Origin of the sequence: Cohnella boryungensis, from assembly GCF_042651945.1 — a bacterium.
Lineage (GTDB): Bacteria > Bacillota > Bacilli > Paenibacillales > Paenibacillaceae > Cohnella > Cohnella boryungensis.
Genome location: NZ_JBHSED010000058.1, coordinates 1 through 18,110 on the forward strand (window position 1 = coordinate 1; position 18,110 = coordinate 18,110).

At 53.7% G+C, this 18,110-nt stretch carries 18 protein-coding genes; 15 read left to right on the forward strand and 3 right to left on the reverse strand.

Annotated features, from left to right (window positions below; genetic code table 11):
- Positions 1–263 precede the first annotated feature (263 nt).
- The 3 genes from ACFO1S_RS21695 (at position 264) to ACFO1S_RS21705 (ending at position 2,848) form a co-directional block, all read left to right on the forward strand.
- Positions 264–1,319, forward strand: a complete 1,056-nt coding sequence (locus tag ACFO1S_RS21695) for a cohesin domain-containing protein (RefSeq protein ID WP_204601846.1) — start codon at positions 264–266, stop codon at positions 1,317–1,319.
- A gap of 331 nt (positions 1,320–1,650) precedes the next feature.
- Positions 1,651–1,965, forward strand: a complete 315-nt coding sequence (locus tag ACFO1S_RS21700) for a hypothetical protein (RefSeq protein WP_204601845.1) — start codon at positions 1,651–1,653, stop codon at positions 1,963–1,965.
- Between the two features lie 631 nt (positions 1,966–2,596).
- Positions 2,597–2,848, forward strand: a complete 252-nt coding sequence (locus ACFO1S_RS21705) for a hypothetical protein (protein ID WP_204601844.1) — start codon at positions 2,597–2,599, stop codon at positions 2,846–2,848.
- A gap of 26 nt (positions 2,849–2,874) precedes the next feature.
- Here the strand turns inward: ACFO1S_RS21705 and ACFO1S_RS21710 are convergent, their stop codons facing one another.
- Positions 2,875–3,729 carry an ATP-dependent DNA ligase gene (locus ACFO1S_RS21710; RefSeq protein ID WP_204601843.1) on the reverse strand — a complete coding sequence of 285 codons (855 nt, stop codon included), beginning with the start codon at positions 3,727–3,729 and terminating at the stop codon, positions 2,875–2,877.
- Positions 3,730–4,008: 279 nt separating this feature from the next.
- Between ACFO1S_RS21710 and ACFO1S_RS21715 the strand changes: the two genes are divergently transcribed.
- Positions 4,009–4,233, forward strand: a complete 225-nt coding sequence (locus tag ACFO1S_RS21715) for a small, acid-soluble spore protein, alpha/beta type (RefSeq protein ID WP_204601842.1) — start codon at positions 4,009–4,011, stop codon at positions 4,231–4,233.
- A 130-nt stretch (positions 4,234–4,363) separates the two neighbouring features.
- Positions 4,364–5,314 (forward strand): C40 family peptidase, encoded by a 951-nt coding sequence (locus ACFO1S_RS21720; protein WP_378127566.1) that lies wholly within the window; start codon positions 4,364–4,366, stop codon positions 5,312–5,314.
- A gap of 51 nt (positions 5,315–5,365) precedes the next feature.
- Here ACFO1S_RS21720 and ACFO1S_RS21725 read toward each other — a convergent pair whose 3' ends face one another.
- Positions 5,366–6,427 (reverse strand): HD-GYP domain-containing protein, encoded by a 1,062-nt coding sequence (locus ACFO1S_RS21725; RefSeq protein ID WP_204601841.1) that lies wholly within the window; start codon positions 6,425–6,427, stop codon positions 5,366–5,368.
- 258 nt (positions 6,428–6,685) lie between these two features.
- Between ACFO1S_RS21725 and ACFO1S_RS21730 the strand changes: the two genes are divergently transcribed.
- The 6 genes from ACFO1S_RS21730 to ltrA all read left to right on the forward strand — a co-directional run bounded on the left by ACFO1S_RS21730 (position 6,686) and on the right by ltrA (position 13,384).
- Entirely contained in the window at positions 6,686–7,732 is a 1,047-nt protein-coding gene (locus ACFO1S_RS21730) for an SIS domain-containing protein (protein WP_378127683.1), read from the forward strand.
- Between the two features lie 19 nt (positions 7,733–7,751).
- Complete coding sequence (locus tag ACFO1S_RS21735; protein WP_204601839.1) at positions 7,752–8,552, forward strand: DeoR/GlpR family DNA-binding transcription regulator; 801 nt, start codon at positions 7,752–7,754, stop codon at positions 8,550–8,552.
- 1 nt (position 8,553) lies between these two features.
- Positions 8,554–9,519, forward strand: a complete 966-nt coding sequence (locus ACFO1S_RS21740) for an ROK family protein (RefSeq protein ID WP_204601838.1) — start codon at positions 8,554–8,556, stop codon at positions 9,517–9,519.
- A 26-nt stretch (positions 9,520–9,545) separates the two neighbouring features.
- A complete protein-coding gene (fba, locus tag ACFO1S_RS21745) occupies positions 9,546–10,400 on the forward strand; it encodes a class II fructose-1,6-bisphosphate aldolase (protein ID WP_204601837.1) in 855 nt (284 codons plus the stop codon).
- A gap of 18 nt (positions 10,401–10,418) precedes the next feature.
- A complete protein-coding gene (locus ACFO1S_RS21750) occupies positions 10,419–11,369 on the forward strand; it encodes a 1-phosphofructokinase family hexose kinase (RefSeq protein WP_378127568.1) in 951 nt (316 codons plus the stop codon).
- A 704-nt stretch (positions 11,370–12,073) separates the two neighbouring features.
- Complete coding sequence (gene ltrA, locus ACFO1S_RS21755) at positions 12,074–13,384, forward strand: group II intron reverse transcriptase/maturase (protein WP_204601836.1); 1,311 nt, start codon at positions 12,074–12,076, stop codon at positions 13,382–13,384.
- Positions 13,385–13,440: 56 nt separating this feature from the next.
- Here ltrA and ACFO1S_RS21760 read toward each other — a convergent pair whose 3' ends face one another.
- Entirely contained in the window at positions 13,441–14,196 is a 756-nt protein-coding gene (locus tag ACFO1S_RS21760) for a molybdenum cofactor biosynthesis protein (protein WP_204601835.1), read from the reverse strand.
- Positions 14,197–14,314: 118 nt separating this feature from the next.
- Here ACFO1S_RS21760 and moaA point away from each other — a divergent pair, with 118 nt between their 5' ends.
- The 4 genes from moaA to ACFO1S_RS21780 all read left to right on the forward strand — a co-directional run bounded on the left by moaA (position 14,315) and on the right by ACFO1S_RS21780 (position 18,107).
- Entirely contained in the window at positions 14,315–15,316 is a 1,002-nt protein-coding gene (moaA, locus tag ACFO1S_RS21765; protein ID WP_204601834.1) for a GTP 3',8-cyclase MoaA, read from the forward strand.
- 12 nt (positions 15,317–15,328) lie between these two features.
- On the forward strand, positions 15,329–15,760 hold the full coding sequence (locus ACFO1S_RS21770) for a hypothetical protein (RefSeq protein ID WP_204601833.1): 432 nt from the start codon (positions 15,329–15,331) through the stop codon (positions 15,758–15,760).
- Positions 15,757–17,193, forward strand: coding sequence for a bifunctional metallophosphatase/5'-nucleotidase (locus tag ACFO1S_RS21775; RefSeq protein ID WP_378127571.1), 1,437 nt, complete (start codon positions 15,757–15,759; stop codon positions 17,191–17,193). Before ACFO1S_RS21770 ends, ACFO1S_RS21775 begins: the two co-directional genes overlap by 4 nt.
- A 62-nt stretch (positions 17,194–17,255) precedes the next feature.
- Positions 17,256–18,107: an undecaprenyl-diphosphate phosphatase gene (locus tag ACFO1S_RS21780; protein WP_204601832.1), complete on the forward strand. Its 852-nt coding sequence runs from the start codon at positions 17,256–17,258 to the stop codon at positions 18,105–18,107.
- Positions 18,108–18,110: the final 3 nt, after the last annotated feature.

An 18,110-nucleotide genomic window follows, 5' to 3' on the forward strand; every position in this document is an offset into this window, starting at 1 on the left:
GCCACTTTCCAGCAAAAACAAAAGAACCAAAAAAGTTGGACGGAAAACATGACGTTTTCCCGCCCAACTTTTATTTTTGGGGCTTATTGGACAGCCCCTTCTTTTTTATGCCGAATGCTGGCTGTCGAGGAGCTGTCAGCCGATTCAACAAGGGGTTTTCCGCCTAACCTTCCAGTATATTGTAGAATCCTGTCGATTATCAGTCTGTAAATTCCTGAATTTCCCTTGTATGATGGTTACATTACATAAGAGGAGGACTTATATTGAAAAAGTTAGCTGGGCTCGTATTAAGTTTAGGGTTAATAATTGGGGTATTTGCGCCGTCTGCCAGCGCGTATCCAGGAGGGCTCATTGCACCAAATCCAGTTTACGATGACATGGAGAAACGTTGGTCTTCACTCTATACCGATGGGAATGAGTCATCCGGTGTGGGCATATACATTGATAACTCTCTTTCATATACTTTCTCTACGCCTCAAACAGTTAAATCATATAAACTCACTGCGAGTCGGAACTTTGATGTATTGTTTTATGATAGCAATAATAATCTACTGCATACAGCACACTTTCTTTCAACTTCGACAAGCACCCAACACAACAATCTCGCACAAACCGTAACAAATGTCTCCAAAGTGGTATTTGACCCGATTCAGACGAACAGCTTTATTTATGAGTTAGACGTATTTAATACGACAGCACCTGGCACGCCTGAACCGTTAAATCCTACCTTAGATGTTGTCATAGGGAAAGATAAAATCAGAGTCGGAGAGCAGTTTACATCCAACATTGAGTTGAAAAACGTAAGCAACATTTATGCCGAGGACTTCAAGATCAATTATGACAGCAATTTGTTGAATTACGTTGGTTTTGAGGAAGTTCCAGGCTACAAAATTTATAACCAACCAACCGACCAGAACGGGACTCTCCGTTTCATTGTTGCCAGTCAAGGTGAGCAATATGGAATTACTGGAGAAAAGGTATTTTTGAAATTGAAATTTACAGGCAAGGCAAAGGGAACCGCCAAGATCGATGCATTGGAGTGCAGAATTGCGGATACCGAGTCGGAGTACGACCTAAATGAGGATTCCTGCTTGGAAGATAACATCGAAGTAGAAGGGATAAAAGACGTAAACAGATCCGGAGAATATACGCTTGTGGACTTGGCGATTGACGGATTCTATTATGGAAAAACGGCAGTTCAGACGGACTCTTCTAAGCATGATGCCGATCAAGTGGAAGATGGAATCATCGATGACAAAGACCTATTGTTTATCGTTAACGAGATGTTAAACAACCCGAATTACCCCTTAAATGCGTAAGCGGAACTGGTAGCCCAGTCAATAACAATCAGCCCGGGGGCTTAGGCTCTCGGGGCTTTTTTTATGCAACCGTATTCCCAAACCTCGTTAAGAATGTTTTTTAAATGCTGTTAAAATAACACCTTTCCCATCGCATTTGGAACACAGTTCTTATAATTGGAGGAATGCTGATTCAAAGGAAGGCAGATCTGCACATGACACTTTACGACATTATGCATCATTATTGCTAAAAAAATAAAGCGATTTCATATCAAAATAAGAGATAAATAGTAGATATGTACCATTTATTCTGGTATATTAATCCTAGCAAATCACGAGATGGAGGATAAAAATGACAGGGTCAAAAATTATGAAGTGGGTCACTGGGGCATTCGAGGCAATCTTAGGCATTCCAGTGTTCGGAGGTTTGATTATCATGGGAACCTACTATACTCCGCTTCTTATCATGTTCATTCTGCACATCATCACGCTCGTTCTTTCCGCAAAAAATAATGAAACCAAGTATGGGTCTATTCTTGGAATCGTGACATCCGTTGTAGCGTGGATTCCAATTGTAGGCATGATCATGCATATTATTACGGCCGTTATGCTGATGGTTAGCGCAGCGAAAAAAGAGACGTCGCAGCCGTCGACAGTAAGCGCCTAATTCGCAAAATATGATCTTACACCCCCGAAGAGACATTGGACTAAACCGTTGGTTTAGCCGATGAAATTCCGGCGGGTGTATTTTTTTACTGGAGAGGAAAGTGGAATTGAGAGAGGAGCCAGTGAAGCGCTAGCAAGGAATGAACTCTGCATGCAAGCAGTACCATGAAGAATAGCGAAGGATCAAGAAATACTTCCGGCTAGAGCCAGGATAATAATTGCCAACAAAATAATCAGTGGAAAAAACAGAGCAAACAGGATAAGAGCAGTTGAAATTACCGGCAGGAACGAGGTGCTTCTTACCGCAAGAAAAGCACTTGAGCTCAAGGTTACCGTCAGCAGCAGCCATGTACTTCAAATTGAAGCGCCCCCTAAAATTAGGTATACAGTGATTTTCGACGAAATTGGCCATAATCCTTCATAGCAGTGCAGTCTTGAGTAAGAGATCAGAATGCCTCTCTTAAGATAAACATTACCGATCTGATTCATAATACGCCGTGTCCGGCATCGGGGCTCTTCCCCAATTCCGGCAGGCGTTTTTTTGTGTCGGAATACGCACTTGAGAACGGCTTCTCTTCGTATTATAATACAAATATGCGAATGTATGTTCTCATTTAATGAGGGGGATAAAGATGTTAAACGACACCTCGCGAAAGGTTCTTCGCATCTTGTATAATACCCGGCATGTGCCTCCGATCCCGGAGCTCGCACGCCGGGCGGGCAGAACGACAGGGCAGGTCAAGATGGCCTTGAGAGTGCTGTCTGTCGGGCATTATATCGCGTGGACGCCGGATCGCCATGAAGAGCTGAGGGTGCTTCAGGGCTGGGAGGTTCAACCGGTGAAGGAGGCGCTTGTGTCTTATAGATGGTGGGAAGAAGATTAGAGCTCACGCCGCTGCTGTCGATTCGCTCATGGCGCAACGAAATCGATAAGCTCCGGGGCATAAAGCCTGCCTTCTCGCGTCCAGCGGCGAAAGCGTACGCGAGCTTCAATGTCAGGCCGTACATAGACGTAGTCCCGGTCCTCGTTCAGCTTGAGAATCGAGCTGACTCCGAGAAACGCGTTTCGGTAGGCTGAAGGCACATCGCCGTCCAGCAAGCCGACGATTCGTTCTCGATGCTTCAGCAGCCATCCGAATTGATTTTTGCGATAGCCGGCAATTTGAACAATGGCGTAATTGTAGTGAACGATGGACCGCCAATTGTCGTCTGCTCGGCTGACGTAAGGACTGGACTTTCGCTTGGCGACTATGCCGCCAAAGCCTTTAGCCGTCAATGCCCGATACAAAGCCACTCCATGATCGGGAAGACCCGGAATGAAGGAGAAGTAACGATTGCCGGTGAGGGCCTTATGAAGCAGCGTTTTCCGTTCGGTCAGCGTCTTGCCCCGGACGTCCTTGCCCCGGTAGCGCAAAATATCAAATACGAAATAATGAACCGGGCTCTGTCGGACTCCTTCCTGAATATGCATAGGCTTGATGCACTTGGATCTATCGAGCAGGGCTTCGTAATCGGTCATTCCGGTATCCCTGTTCAAGCAAGTGACTACGCCGTCCAGCAGCACATCCGAATTGTCGTCTATCGGGACCCGATGCAGCTCCGGATAACGGGGGGCGATCTCGTTTCCATGGCGGGTAAACAGATGAACAAGACCGTTCTGCATGGAGAGCAGCAGGCGTTGACCATCAATTCTGGGTTCAAATATGTACCGCTTGTCATCAAAAGGCGCTGACCCGGCAACCGGCAGCATAGGAGCCAAATACATCGAACGTTTGCCCCTTTCCGTCATGGTCCGCAAGCAAAAAAAGGGAGTCACTTGCGGCGACTCCAAAGAGTATAGGTTATCAAGAAAAGCTGCAAGCGACAGGCTTGCTCGCTGATCTATCACTAATGATAGATCATTCGTATAGATTTGCCACTAGTGGAACGTTGGCAGCGTATCGTTAAGCTTCCAGTTGGAGAGAATTCACGTCGAATTGGAAAAAATGAATAAACGGAAAAGCAGGGAAGCATAATACGTGGTAAATCATGGAGGTGAGATCATATGGCAAACAACCGCAACAGCAACCAGCTTGCGACTCCGCAAGCGCGTGCCGCTCTGGATCAATTGAAATTCGAGGTTGCGCAGGAATTGGGAATTCAGTTCTCTCGCGACGGCTACCATGGCGACATGCTGACCAAGGATACGGGACGCATCGGCGGCAACATTACGCGCCGACTGGTTCAGATGGCCGAGCAGCAATTGGCCGGACAGACCGCTCGCTTCTAAGCTTCGTTCCCGACTCCCGCCGGCCGCTGGCCGGCGGGTTTTCTGTTCCTTCGGCTTTCCCCGGGCATAAACTCCAGGATGAAATGCCATTCTAACAGAAATGCATTTCTAAGCGAGAGGCGGGGCCAGAATGAAGCTGACGAACAAAATGACGATAGGGTTAGGCCTGCTTCTGCTGGCCGGATGCGTAAGGAATCCCGGCGACACGATGAATTTGAAGCAGCATTCGGGACCGGTTAAGGTCAAATCCGAGCAGCGGTCGCTTTCCGTATTGGAGGAAGGGCGGCATATCGTTCCTGTCCGGGAAATTCAGAACTCAGGCTATGTTTCTCTGACGGCTATAGCGGAAGCGACAGGCTTTCACGGGGCTTGGCTGAATACCGGCGAGTATGGATTAGGCGACAATGATCCGATGTGGATCTTTCGAATAGGAGAGAGCGAGGTAAAGGTCGCCGGAAAGAAGTCGCTAATGCCCTCTCCCGCAATTAAGGAAGGGAATGAGCTGTTTATACCGGCTTCCGTCCTGCAGAAGTTATTGGGAGGCGTTACCGTATTTCATGCGAGTCCCGAGGAGATCGCATTCTTCCCCAAGCCCAATCAGAAGGAATCGGGATTAGCGGGGAAGAGCCTGGCATCTCCGAAGGAGCTGCCTGACCAGCCGAAAATGACCGCGGCCGTGGAGGGGGAAACGGCGTCGAACCTGCTGGCCTTTGCAAAGAAGTATTTGGGCGTAAAGTACGAGTTCGGAACGGGGCCTTACACGCAGACGAAGACGTTCGATTGCTCTTCCTTTACGCAATATGTGTTTGAACAATTCCATATCGATTTGCCCCGTGTAGCCAGCTCTCAGGCGGAGAAAGGAAAATATGTGCCTAGGGATGAGCTCCAAGCGGGAGATTTGCTCTTTTTCTATGTGCCGGGAAGGTTCAAGAGCAATGAAGTGGTCGGGCATGTCGGGATTTATCAGGGAAACGGCAATATGATTCACGCAAGCCCGAAGCCGGAGGATGGCGTGCAGATTACCCCGATCGACAAGGCGTACTGGAAAGACACTTATTTGTTCGCGAAGCGGTACTCATAGAGAGCAAACGACAAAGGCAATTCCCTGGACGAGGGAATTGCCTTTGTTTGTTCATATCATCTTGACATGCTTGACCGAGATGTCGCGTTCGACGGACAGGTCGATAAACTCGTCTCCAACCTTGACTAGAGGACGGAAGAAATCCGTAGGATGGGTCATTACGATCGTCCCGAATTCGCCGTTGGAAAGCTCCACCGGCTTGCCGATAAAATTCGGCACCATATGCCGGATAAAGGTATGGGTGATGTCCGGGTCGAGCTCTTTGAAGCTCAGCTCGTACAGCTCCCGCAGAACGTGCAACAGGTCCTTCTTCTCCTTGTAAACCCGGGAGGAGATCATGGCGCTGTATACGTCGGCAACAGCCACGATCTTGGCCAGGGGATGAATTTCGTCTCCGCTCAAGCCTTGGGGGTATCCTGAGCCGTCCATTCTTTCATGATGCTGCAATGCGGCTAACGCTACCGCTGTATCGTCAAACGAGTTTTTAAGAATCTCATACCCATATTGCGGGTGGTTCTTGATCTCTTGAAATTCATCCTGATTAAGCCGGGAGGGCTTGTTAAGGATCGCATCGGCGATCTTGCACTTGCCTACGTCGTGCAGAAATCCCGCTTTGCCGGCACGTACGGTCTCTTCATCGTTCCAGCTCAGCCAGCGCGCAATATAGTAGCTGAGCATGCCGACCTGAACCGAATGCTGGTAGGTGTAGTCGTCCTGGCTGTTCAGCATGAGCAGCAGGGATACGACATCCCGCTCCGAACGAAAATTCTCGACGAGCGGCTGGAAGCTCTCCTTGACGTCGTCTTCATAGATTCGGCCATCCGCAAGCGCTTTCTGAAAAAGCTGCTCGGCTCCGGCAACCGCGTCGCTGTAGAGCGGGCGAAGCAAAGGATTATAGCCCGGAGCTGTCTCGACGATTGCTTCTTCGTCAATGTCCGGAATCGGACTTGTCCGCCGTTCGATTTCAACAAAATCGATCTGATGTTGAAAGATGCGGGAGATTTCTTTTTCGTTCAGATCTGTTCCCTTGGAGAGGACATGTAGGCCGTAGGTGTTAAATACGTCCTCTGACAATCGATCTCCTGACCTAACATCTGTGATATGGACCCTCATATAACACCTCGACAGGAAACTTGATCATTCGGGATTTTTCGCTAGTCTTCAATACCTATGCTATCAAGTTAAGCGTTTTCTTGCAATAAGTAGTTGAGATAAATAATGGAAGCGGGGAGATAAAATCCAAATAAAACTGCTCTCAGTAACACTAAATCATAAAAATGAAACTTTTAATCAAAATTATGATTGAAATTTTCAATATTAATGAAATATAATATCATTATAAAATGGATAAAGACAGGAGTGGTTTCAGTGTTGAGAGGTCAATTGACATTGCCGGAGATCGGCGGACAGCCGGAAGCCTTGGCTGCAGCGTGGGAGCAATTGAAGCGGCAGGAGCAATGGATCAAGGACTATGTGGGTAACGTCGAATTCGATGAGGTCGTATTTATCGGCTCGGGCTCCTCCTACTATCAGGCGCAGGTTATGGCCGCCACATTCCGGTTATGGCTCGGACGCGGAGCCTCCGCCCTGCCGTCCTCGGATATTTTCCTGTTCCGTGACCAATCTGTCGCCCGCAATCGCAAGGTTCTGCTTGTCGGGGTATCCCGCTCGGGGGAATCCTCGGAGGTGATTCTGGCTCTCGAATCGGTAGCGGGACTCGACAGCTGGACAACCTGCGGCATTACCTGCTACGAAGACAGCAAGCTTGGCCGCATGACCGCCTGCCTGGTTTCCCCGTTAGGCAAGGAACGGAGCACGGTCATGACCAAATCGTTCAGCAGCATGACCTACATGATGCAAGCTGCGATCGCAATCGCTGCCGAGGGGCCTTACGCTTCGGAGATGGAGAAAGTGCTGAATCTGCAAGGCGAGATTGTCCGCAACGGCCAAAGCTTCTCGGAAAGCTTGGTTGCGGAGAACGATTTTAATAAATATATTTACCTAGGCATGGGGGCATATTTCGGACTGGCCCAAGAGGTTTGTCTTAAGCTGAAAGAAATGTCCTACGTATGGACGGAAAGCTACGGAACGCTGGAATTCCGTCATGGGCCGAAGTCGGTTGTAGAGCCGGGCACGCTTGTCTGTCTGCTCGTCTCCGAGCAGGCCCGGGCCTACGAGCTGAAGGTCGCCGAAGAGATGAAGGAATACGGGGCGTTCGTGCTGCTGGTGACGACGGCCAAGGGCGAGGATACGGTATTCGCAGATGCTGTATTCGAGATCGGAGCCGGCGAACTGTCCGACGAAGCCCGCGCGGTGCTGTACCTGCCATTGCTGCAATACCTTGGGTTTTATACGGCTATGAAACGCGGCGTCGATCCCGATCAACCGCGGAATTTGACGCAAGTCGTCAAGATTTGATCATAAAGGAGCCTGTGGAATGACACGCAACAAATCGGAGAGACAGGAGCAGGTGCTTGCTTATCTCGAAAGGTACGGCAGCATTTCCTTACCCGAAATGACCGAGAAATTCGATTGCTCGGAAGCGACGGCAAGACGGGATCTCGACGATCTGGTCAAAGCGGGAAAGGTCATTCGCACAATGGGCGGCGGAGCGAAATACGGAGGAGCGGGGCTGATCCGCGAGGTTCCTTTTCGGGAGAAACAGCGCGCGCTGTATCGGGAGAAGGAGGCGATCGCGGAGCTTGCCGCTTCCCTGGTGGAGGAAGGCGACGTCATCGGCTTGACGGGCGGTACAACGACCTTCCTGATTGCCAAGGAGCTGAAGAAAAAGCGGAACATTACGGTTGTCACCAATGCGGTGAATATCGCGATGGAGCTTGCCGACGGAGAGGAACTGCAGGTCGTTCTGACGGGGGGCGTGCTGCGCAACCGCAGCTTTGAGCTGTGCGGTCCGTTGGCGGAGCAAACGGTCAAGGCGCTGAATATTCACAAAATGTTTATGGGCGTGGACGGCGTGACGAAGCAGGGCGTGAGCACCTACTCGGAGCTGGAAGCGAACATTGCGAATTTGCTTATGCAGAGATCCCGTCAAACGATCGCGGTGTTCGACCACACGAAGCTTGGCAAATCTTCGCTCTTCCATGTAGCGGCGTTGGATGAGCTGCATGCCTGTATTACCGATGAGTTGCCCGAAGAGTCATCCGACGCCGAACACGAGCTGAGCGGCGTAAAAGTCTATACGACGGCTGGCCGCTCGCGTTCGGGAGGAGAGACGTAAAGTGAAGATTACGATTGGCGTGGACGTCGGCGGTACGAATATTGTCTGCGGAGCGGTGGAGTCCTCCGGCCGGGTTCTGGCGAAGGTCAAGCGGCCGACGGGCGCGTCTGACGGCTCGGCCGCCGTGCTGGATCGAATCGCCGATATGGTAAACGAAGTTCGGGCAGCGGCAGGAGCTGGCGTCTCCGTTGAAAGTGTTGGCTTGGGAATTCCCGGACTGGTCGATCCGGCGGCGGGCGTGTCGCGCTTTGCCAGCAATCTGAAGTGGCGGGATATTCCGGTTGCCGCAGAGCTCGGGCAGCGAATCGGCTTGCCCGTATTCGTCGACAACGACGTCCGGATGTATGTCTTCGGAGAAGCGGCAGCCGGTGCGGGCCGAGGGTACGAGCATGTGCTGGGCATCACGATCGGAACCGGGATTGCCGCTGCGATCGTTAACGGCGGAGATTTGTACTACGGCTATAAGGGAATGTCGGGAGAAATCGGGCACATCCGCATGGAGGGCGTAAACGAGGTTTGCTCTTGCGGCCTAATCGGCTGCCTGGAGACCGTCGCCTCGGCGTCCGGCATGGTCAGGCAAGCTCGCAAAGCGCTGGAGGCCGGCCGTGCCAGCTTGCTCGCGGAGCGGTTCTCCGGAGAAGGGCTGGAGCGGATGACGGCGGCAGATTTGTCCTCGGCAATGGACGAAGGGGATGCGCTGGCCACGGAGATTATAACCCGTGCCGGCAGATTAAACGGCCAGGCGCTGGCTGCCGCGACGATGACGCTTAGCCCGCAGGTCATTGTCGTAGGCGGAGGCGGGGCGCTGGCCGGGGAACGCCTGCTCGCGCCGCTGCGCGAAGAGCTGTATCGCTCGGTGCTGGATAATTTCCGCGAGGACCTTCAAGTCTTGACGGCAGAGCATAATGACGACGCAGGCATTATCGGAAGCGCGTTGTACGCCCGGCGCAGCTTAGAGTCAAAATAAGAGAAGAGAAACCGGAGGAACCCATTATGGCACTCGTATCATCTACGCCGCTTTTGGAAGCGGCCCGCGAAGGCGGATATTGCATCGGGGCTTTTAACGTCCATACGCTGGAAATGCTTCAGGCGGTCGTAGAGGCTGCTGAAGAAACGAAATCTCCGTTGATCATTCAATCCACCGTAGGAACGGTTAAGCATCTGGGACCCGATTATATCGCGGCCGCAGCTACGGTGGCAGCGAATCGCAGCTCGGTTCCGATCGCGCTTCATCTGGATCACTGCTCGGATTTCGGTACGATTATGCAGTGCATTAGAGCGGGCTACACTTCGGTAATGATCGATGCGTCGCATGATCCGTTTGACCTTAACGTCGCCCAGACCCGCAAGGTTGTCGAAGCGGCTTCCGCCGTGGGCGTGAATGTCGAAGCGGAGCTGGGCCGTGTGGGCGGCGTAGAGGATGACATCGTCGTGGACGAGCGCGACGCCCAGCTGGCCGATCCCGACGAATGCGCCAGATTCGTCGAGCTGACAGGCGTTCATACGCTGGCGCCGGCAATCGGCACGGCTCACGGAATCTATAAGGGCGATCCGAATATCGACTTTGACCGGATCGGTCGTATCGCGGGCAAAGTATCGGTCCCGCTCGTTCTTCACGGCGGCTCGGGCATCCCCGACGAGCAGGTGAGGAGAGCGGTCTCGCTTGGCATGTCCAAGATGAACGTGGCGACAGAGCTGCGGATCATCTTCTCCGATGCGATCAAGCAGGTGTTTGCAGGTAATCCGGAAGAGAACGATCCCCGGAAATATATGGTCCCGGCCAAGCAAGCGCTCAAGGAAGCGGCGATCGCCAAGATGCGCTTGTGCGGATCGATCGGCAAAGCTTAAGCAAGGCGGGTGCAGAAGTTGAAACGATCCACGACCAATAGGATTACGACCGTCACCTTGAATGCGGCCATCGACAAAACCTATTATGTGCCGGCGCTTGATAAGGGCAAGGTGACGCGAGCGGAGAAGGTGCTGTCCACCGCGGGGGGCAAAGGCCTTAATGTGGCTAGAGTGCTGAGGCAGCTGGGCCATGCGGAAGTGACCGCAACCGGATTTGCGAGCGGGTATAACGGACAATTCATTACCAATCGGGTGAAGGAAGCCGGCATTCGTTCGGAATTTATCGAGGCGACGGGGGAATCGAGGCTTTGCCTGAATTTCATCGATGGCCGCGACGGCTCTTCCACGGAGGTGCTGGAGCCTGGACCTACGGTATCCGGCGAACAGATCGCGCTGTTCAGGGATAAGCTTGCCCGGCTGAGCGCCGAGTCGTCTTTGGTTGTTTTCTCCGGCAGCTTGCCCGGAGGGATGGCGGCGGACGCTTATGCGGAGCTGATCGCCCTTTCCCGTGCGGCCGGAGCCGACGTATTCCTGGATACAAGCGGAGAAGCGCTTGTTCGGGGCATTGCCGCGAAGCCGACCTTCATCAAGCCGAACGAGGATGAGCTTGCCGCCCTGCTGCCTGAAGGAGGGAGCTCCGACTTGCGCGAGTCGCTTCAGAAGCTGATGGGGCAAGGTCTTCCGATTGTCGTGGCAACGCTTGGGGCGCAAGGCGCCGTTGCCGGCGTAGACGGTCGGCTCTACCGAATTCGCATTCCGAAGCTGCAGGTTGTCAACACGGTAGGCAGCGGAGATTCTTTCGTCGCGGGATACGCATTCGCGCACGTAAGGGGAGAAGCTCCGGCGGATTGCCTGCGGTATGCGGCTGCGACGGGGAGCGCCAATGCTTTAACGCAGACGACGGGAGACGTTAATCTGTCCGACGTGCACAAACTGCTTAGCGACATTTCCGTAGAGGAGTGGCTCTGAGCCCCAAGAAACGATAGATAATGTTGCTGACTTGCTAATCAAGCCGCCCGGCGCATATGCGCCGGGCGGCTTGAGCTTGTGCGCCCGGCATGGGCGATAACTAGGTGGTGAAAGTCCACTACAGACTTGGCAGTAGGAACTGTTAGCTGAAGGCAAGGGTGTCAGTCGTGAGGCCGAATCTGAAGGAAGCCGGAGGCAAACCCTCGGTCTGACGAACAGATAATCACATAGAAGGCATGGTGAGACGGACGAGCTTGCAAGTCAAAGCAAAGTCCAATTCTGCCCGAATCTCATCATGTAGATGTGGCAGATGGATGAGGGGAAAGTTATCGCTCTTACCCGGGGAGGTCTCACAGACGTGGAGTAGGAAAAAAAGAAACAAATGCCGTTCACGCGCCTCACTCTCGCGCATTAGTTTACTTTTACATAACTAATGTCCGATCACACCCTCACTCTCACGCATTAGTTTACTTTTACATAACTAATGCCCGCCCACGCCCCTCACTCTCACGCGTTAGTTTACTTTTGCATAACTAATGCCCGCCCACGCCCCTCATTCTCACGCGTTAGTTCGCTTTTACATAACTAATGTCCGCTCACTCTCCCCATTTTCTCGCGCACTAGTTCACTTTTACATAAGGTTGCAGGAGCGCGGAGCATCGAAGCTCGGGAAGGAAAAGTAAAGAGACGGTGCAATCGACTTGATGGAACGCATACTGGGCGGAGAAAATCTGAACCGAGCCTACAAGCAGGTCAAACGCAACCACGGAGCGCCGGGAATCGACGGGATGACCGCCGAGGCAGCGCTGCCATGGCTGCGGGAAAACAGAGATGAACTCCTGCAAAGCATTCGGAATGGAAGCTACAGGCCAAGCCCGGTGCGACGCAAGGAGATCCCCAAGCCAGATGGCAGCGGCGTGCGGAAGCTCGGTATCCCCACAGTCGTAGATCGCATCATTCAGCAAGCCATCGCCCAGCAACTGCAACCATTGTTCGAGCCGCTCTTCTCGGAGGGAAGCTATGGCTACCGCCCGGGGCGAAGTGCGCAACAAGCCATCCGAAAAGTAAAAGCTTATGCGGAGCAGGGGTACGACCACGCGGTCGAAATTGATCTGTCGAAATACTTCACGTTGAACCATGAACTGCTTCTGAACCTCTTGCGCAAACAAATCCAGGATAAGCGCGTAATCGACCTGATCAAGAAGTATCTGAAAAGCGGATTTATGGAAAACGGGATACGCCGCGAAACGGAAGAAGGCTCGCCTCAGGGCGGACCGTTGTCACCGCTTTTGGCAAACTTCTATCTGAACGAATTCGATCAGGAGATGAAAAGACGGGGAGTGACGGTCATCCGCTATGCGGACGACATCGTGGTGCTTGCGAAGAGCAGGCGTGCAGCGATGCGGCTCCTGGAATCCAGCCGAACCTATTTGGAAAATCGGCTAAAGCTCCAGATGAATACGCAGAAGAGCAAGGTAGTCAGCGTCGTGGCACAAAAGCACTTCAAATTCCTCGGATTTGCAATGGGGAAGAACGGAAACGGCGTATACATACGCGTACATCGTCAATCCCTGGCCAAGGCGAAGAAGAAGCTGAAAGAGTTAACGAATCGAAGCCAAGGCAGAAATGCACGGCAGGTCATGGAGAATGTAAAGATCTACATTCGCGGTTGGATTGGTTATTTCTACGTACCCGACATGAAGCGAATCTTGCAGAACTGGAATGAATGGTTGCGAAGACGGATGCGCATGTACATATGGAAGCAGTGGAAGAAGCCGAAAACGAAGGTGCAAAACCTGCGCAAGCTGGGAGTTCCGGAGTGGCAGGCCTACCAATGGGGAAATACAAGGCTCGGGTACTGGCGCATAGCCGGTAGTGCGGTACTGCATCGTCCTGTCACAAACGAAAAGCTCGCACAGGCAGGGTATTATGACTTCCCTGCTCAGTACGAAGCGGTTGAACCGTCGTTACTGAACGGTACGTACGGTGGTGTGGAAGGTCAGCTACTCAACTAATGGGTAGCCTCCTATCCGATCATATTCAGGCATCCGACCTTCACGTTAGAGGAAGCTTACGGCTGACCCTCAGTTCCGTCAAGCGAACCCAGCGGATTCCAAGGGCCGAGCTGATGACCCTTCCACTCGGTTCCGTCCTCGTAAATTTCTTTTTTCCATATCGGGACCTTCTGCTTCAGCCTCTCGATCGCATATCGGCTCGCTTCGTAGGCGCCTTCACGATGCGCGGAGGAGACCGCAATAGCGACGCTGATCTCGCCTATGCCAACCATTCCGATCCGGTGGCTGATCGCGCTTAGCGTGCCGGGCCATCGGGCGGCAATCTCTTCGCCGATTGAGGCGAGAGCGGCTTCGGCCATCGGCTTGTAAGCTTCGTATTCAAGAGTGACCGTTCGCTTGCCGAAGGTCCACTCCCGCGTCGTGCCCACGAATACCAGCGAAGCGCCGCGATCAGGGTGAGACACCCGGGAAAGCGTTCTGCCGGGGTCGATGGGCCCTTCGATAATCTCGTATCGTTTATCTTCGGACAGAGCGGAATTCGGATGATTCTCGTCCGTCATCCCTCCGGACACCGGAGGCAACAGGGCAATTTCGTCGTCATCCCCGATTAAAGCCGATTCGGGGGCATACTCCTGATTCCGGGCCACGAAGCAAATAGCCAGGAGCTCCGCATGCTCCGGATGCTGTTCCGCAAGCCTGCGTTTGATCTGACCCGCCGTCAGCTCGTTCTCCGGCCATTGCGGACGAATTCGGCGTTGTCCCAACCGTTCCGCCAACCCGGCGAACAGCTGAATGGTCCATCCTGCGCTCATGTTCCGCCTCCAATTCCTTCATGCTCATGACAAACATTCCCTTTGGCAAGCATACCATATCCCCTAGGAAAATGTTATGCTAAAAGGACACATGAATGGCGCTTCAGGGGGGCTTGGCATGCCGGATTTAATCGACAGATTTGGGAGAAAACATACGTACCTCCGTATATCCGTCACCGATAAATGCAACCTGCGCTGTCTCTACTGCATGCCTGAGGAGGGCATGAAGTTCATGGAGCAGGAGCGGCTGCTGTCCTATTCCCAAATTCTCGAGGTCGCAAGCGCCGCGGCCAGGCTAGGGGTGCGCAGGTTTCGCATTACGGGCGGCGAGCCCCTTGTGCGGCCGGGGCTGGAGGAGCTGGTGGCCGGGCTGGCAGATCTGCCGGGCGTAGAGGATATTTCTCTCACCACGAACGGACTGCTGCTGGCCCAGCAGGCGCATCGACTCAAGCAAGCCGGACTGCGCCGCGTCAACGTCAGTCTGGATACGATGGACCCGATTCGCTTCAAATTCATCGCGCGGCGCGGGGAGCTTCAGCGCGTCTGGGAGGGCATTGAGGCGGCTTCCGAAGCCGGATTGCTGCCGATCAAGCTGAATTGCGTGCTGCTTAAGGGAGTCAATGAGAGCGAGATTGGCCGCTTTCTCAAGCTTGCGACGGAGCGGCCGGTTCATGTCCGATTTATCGAATACATGCCGATCGGACACGACGATGCCGGCTGGCGAGAGCACTATCTGCCGCTATCCCGCGTACTGGAGGAAGCTTCGCAGCTCGGTTATGCGCTTGAGAAGATCGACGGGCCCGAAGGCAGCGGGCCGTCGGAAAACTGGAGGATCGAGGGGGGAGCAGGCACCTTCGGGCTGATTCACCCGGTCAGCAGCCATTTTTGCAGCAACTGCAATCGATTGCGTCTGACAGCGGACGGCCATATCAAGCCGTGCTTGTACTGGATGGATGAATTAAACGTCAAGCCCGCGCTCGGATTTTCGGAGGAGATGGAGCAGATACTTCGGAAAGCGATGGAACTGAAGCCCGAGAATCACGAGATGGCCGCATTGCTTGCGGGGGACCCACTACGCCATGTGCCGACGGAGCGGCGAATGTCGCAGATCGGCGGTTAGGAGAGAATCGTATTGTCCGTTATCGTTACATTACCCAATGATCGCCGACTCGCAACCACGCCGGCGGAGATGGCCGGGCTTGCCGGCGCGGTTGTTCCCGTAAGCGACCGGGTGCCGGGCATCGAAGGAGAGGGGATTGACGTCCTCGCCTGGTATAGGTTGTTTGCAGAAGCCAGCCCCGTGCCTACGCATCTTGTTGCGACGGCTGGAGATCGCTTCGAGGCGACTGTTCCCTGGGAGCAGCTCAAGGATGCGCTCTTCCAAGTCTCCAAGGAAGGTCGCTTGCGCTTGTACGTCCCGAACGGCACGAGCGCTTGCCTTAATGTCAAGAACGTCGTATCCTTGTTGTTCGCCTGCGACAAAAAGAAGGGAACGGAGGCCTCCTTCGGCTTTAAGAACGAAATCTCGCCGGACGAGCTGAGCCGAGGATTGTCCCGCCGATGAAGAAATCGAATGTCAAGCTGACCTTGCTGCATACCAATGATCTACATAGTCATCTCGAAGAAGCCTCGAAAATCGGAAAATACATTGCCGAGACCAGAGCCGGCATCGATGAGGAGTCCATGATTGTCGTCGATTGCGGCGATTTTCTGGATCGGGCACGGTTGGAAACCGAAGGCACGATGGCCGATGTGAACCGGGCTTTGCTGGAACGAATCGGCTACGACGCGGTCCTTCCGGGGAATAACGAAGGGCTCAGCTACACGCCCGAAGAGCTGGACCGCATATTCGAGGGCTTCTCCGTTCCGTTCGTCTGCGCGAACATGAAGCTTCTCAAGACGGGACGGTCTCCCCGCTGGATGATTCCTTCGCTTGTGCTGGTCAAATCAGGCGTGCGCGTCGGCCTGATCGGACTCACGGTGTCTTACAGAGAATATTACCGGCTGCTGGGCTGGGAGTCTGCGGATCCGATGGAGACGCTGCGGGCGGAGATCGACCGCCTGCGGACCGAGGTGGACGTCTTGATCCTGCTGTCGCATCTGGGCTTGCGTGCGGATGAGCAAATCGCCGCAACCGTTCCGGGAATCGATCTTATTCTGGGGGGGCACACGCATCATCTGCTGGAGGTTCCGCTCCTAATCGGAAACACCGCAGTGTGTGCGGCAGGGAAGTTCGGCGCCTATATCGGGCATTTGGAGCTGGAGTTCGATACGGACAGCGGACGGCTCAGCGTTAAGGGAGGAAGCCGCTCGACCGACGGCATGACGTCCAGCCCGGAGCTCGATGCGTTGATTGCGGCCCATCGCCGACAGGCTCAACACAAGATGAGCCGGAGGGTCGCCTTATTGAAAGAGCCTCTGGCTTGGAGCCATGATCGGGAATCCGTCTTGCCGACGCTGCTGGCCGCGGCGCTGCGCGAGCTGGCGCAGGCGGAGCTCGCTCTCGTGAATGCAGGACAATTTCTGGAAGGGCTGCCCGCCGGCGGGGTGACGGAAGAAACCATCCATACCATCTGTCCGTCCCCGATTAATCCCTGCCTGATACGGCTTCCGGGAAGGCTCATTCTTCGTTCGCTGGAGGAGAGCCTGCTGCCCGAGTTTCAGAACCTGGAGATCAGAGGCTTCGGCTTCCGCGGCCGCGTGCTTGGCCTATTGTGCATGGACGGCCTTGAGGCGATTGCGGATCTGTCCGAGGCGCCCTACAACCGTATCAAGAAGGCAACCGTCAACGGGGCGCCCTTGGACGAGCACCGGATATACTCCGTCGCCACGCTGGATATGTTCACGTTCGGCGTCGGTTACCTCGGGCTGCACGAGGGACAGGATGTTCGTTATTTCCTTCCGGAGTTCATCCGGGACGTGCTTTCCCGCGCGCTTAACGACGAAGCTTTGGTGGAGCGCGCCAAGACGCCGAGATGGCGGTATGAAGAAAAATAGCCCTGATATCGAACCCGCGACCCGGCAGACTGAACGATTCCTAATGAGGAGTGAATGGAGCCATGCTGCATTGGTTTGATTCGATTGTGCTAGGAATTGTCGAAGGGCTTACGGAATTTCTGCCGGTATCCTCGACCGGCCACATGATTCTGACGAATAAGCTGCTGGGCTATGAAGAAGCGCCGGAGCAGCTGAAGACGTTCGAGATTGTCATTCAGTTCGCCGCGATTCTGGCTATAGCGCTCGTCTATCGCGGCAAGATTCTGCAAGTATTCGGGCTGGGTAAGCCGCAGGCGGTGCGCGGGCTGTCCGTCAACGCTTTCCCGAAGCGCAGGCTGAATCTGCTGCATGTTGCGCTGGGGATCGTTCCTCCGCTGGGCGTCGCCTATCTGTTTCGTGATTATATTAAAGAAATCGGGTTTCATACGGCTCCGGTGCTATGGGCGCTTGTCGCGGGCGGCATATACATGTGGGTAAGCGAAGCGCTGTACGATTCGGGAAAGATCAAACGAACGGCAGAGACGATGGACGATATTTCGTACAAGCAGGCGCTCCTGATCGGAGTGCTGCAATGCGTCTCCGCCGTATGGCCGGGCTTCTCCCGGTCCGGCTCGACGATCGCCGCAGGAATGCTGGGAGGGGTCAGCTACCGGGCCTCCGCCGACTTTTCCTTCTTCATCGCTATTCCGATTATGACCGTAGCTACAGGCTACGAAGTGCTGAGCAACCTCGATAATTTCCGATCCGGACAAATCGATGCGGGATTTCTGCTGACCGGCTTTATCGTCTCTTTTCTCGTGGCCTGGCTTGTCGTCGTCGCTTTTCTGAAGGCGCTGCAAAAGTTCAAGCTTAAATATTTTGCCTGGTATCGTTTTGTCGTCGCGGGATTGTTCTATTTCTTTATTATGAGATAATGC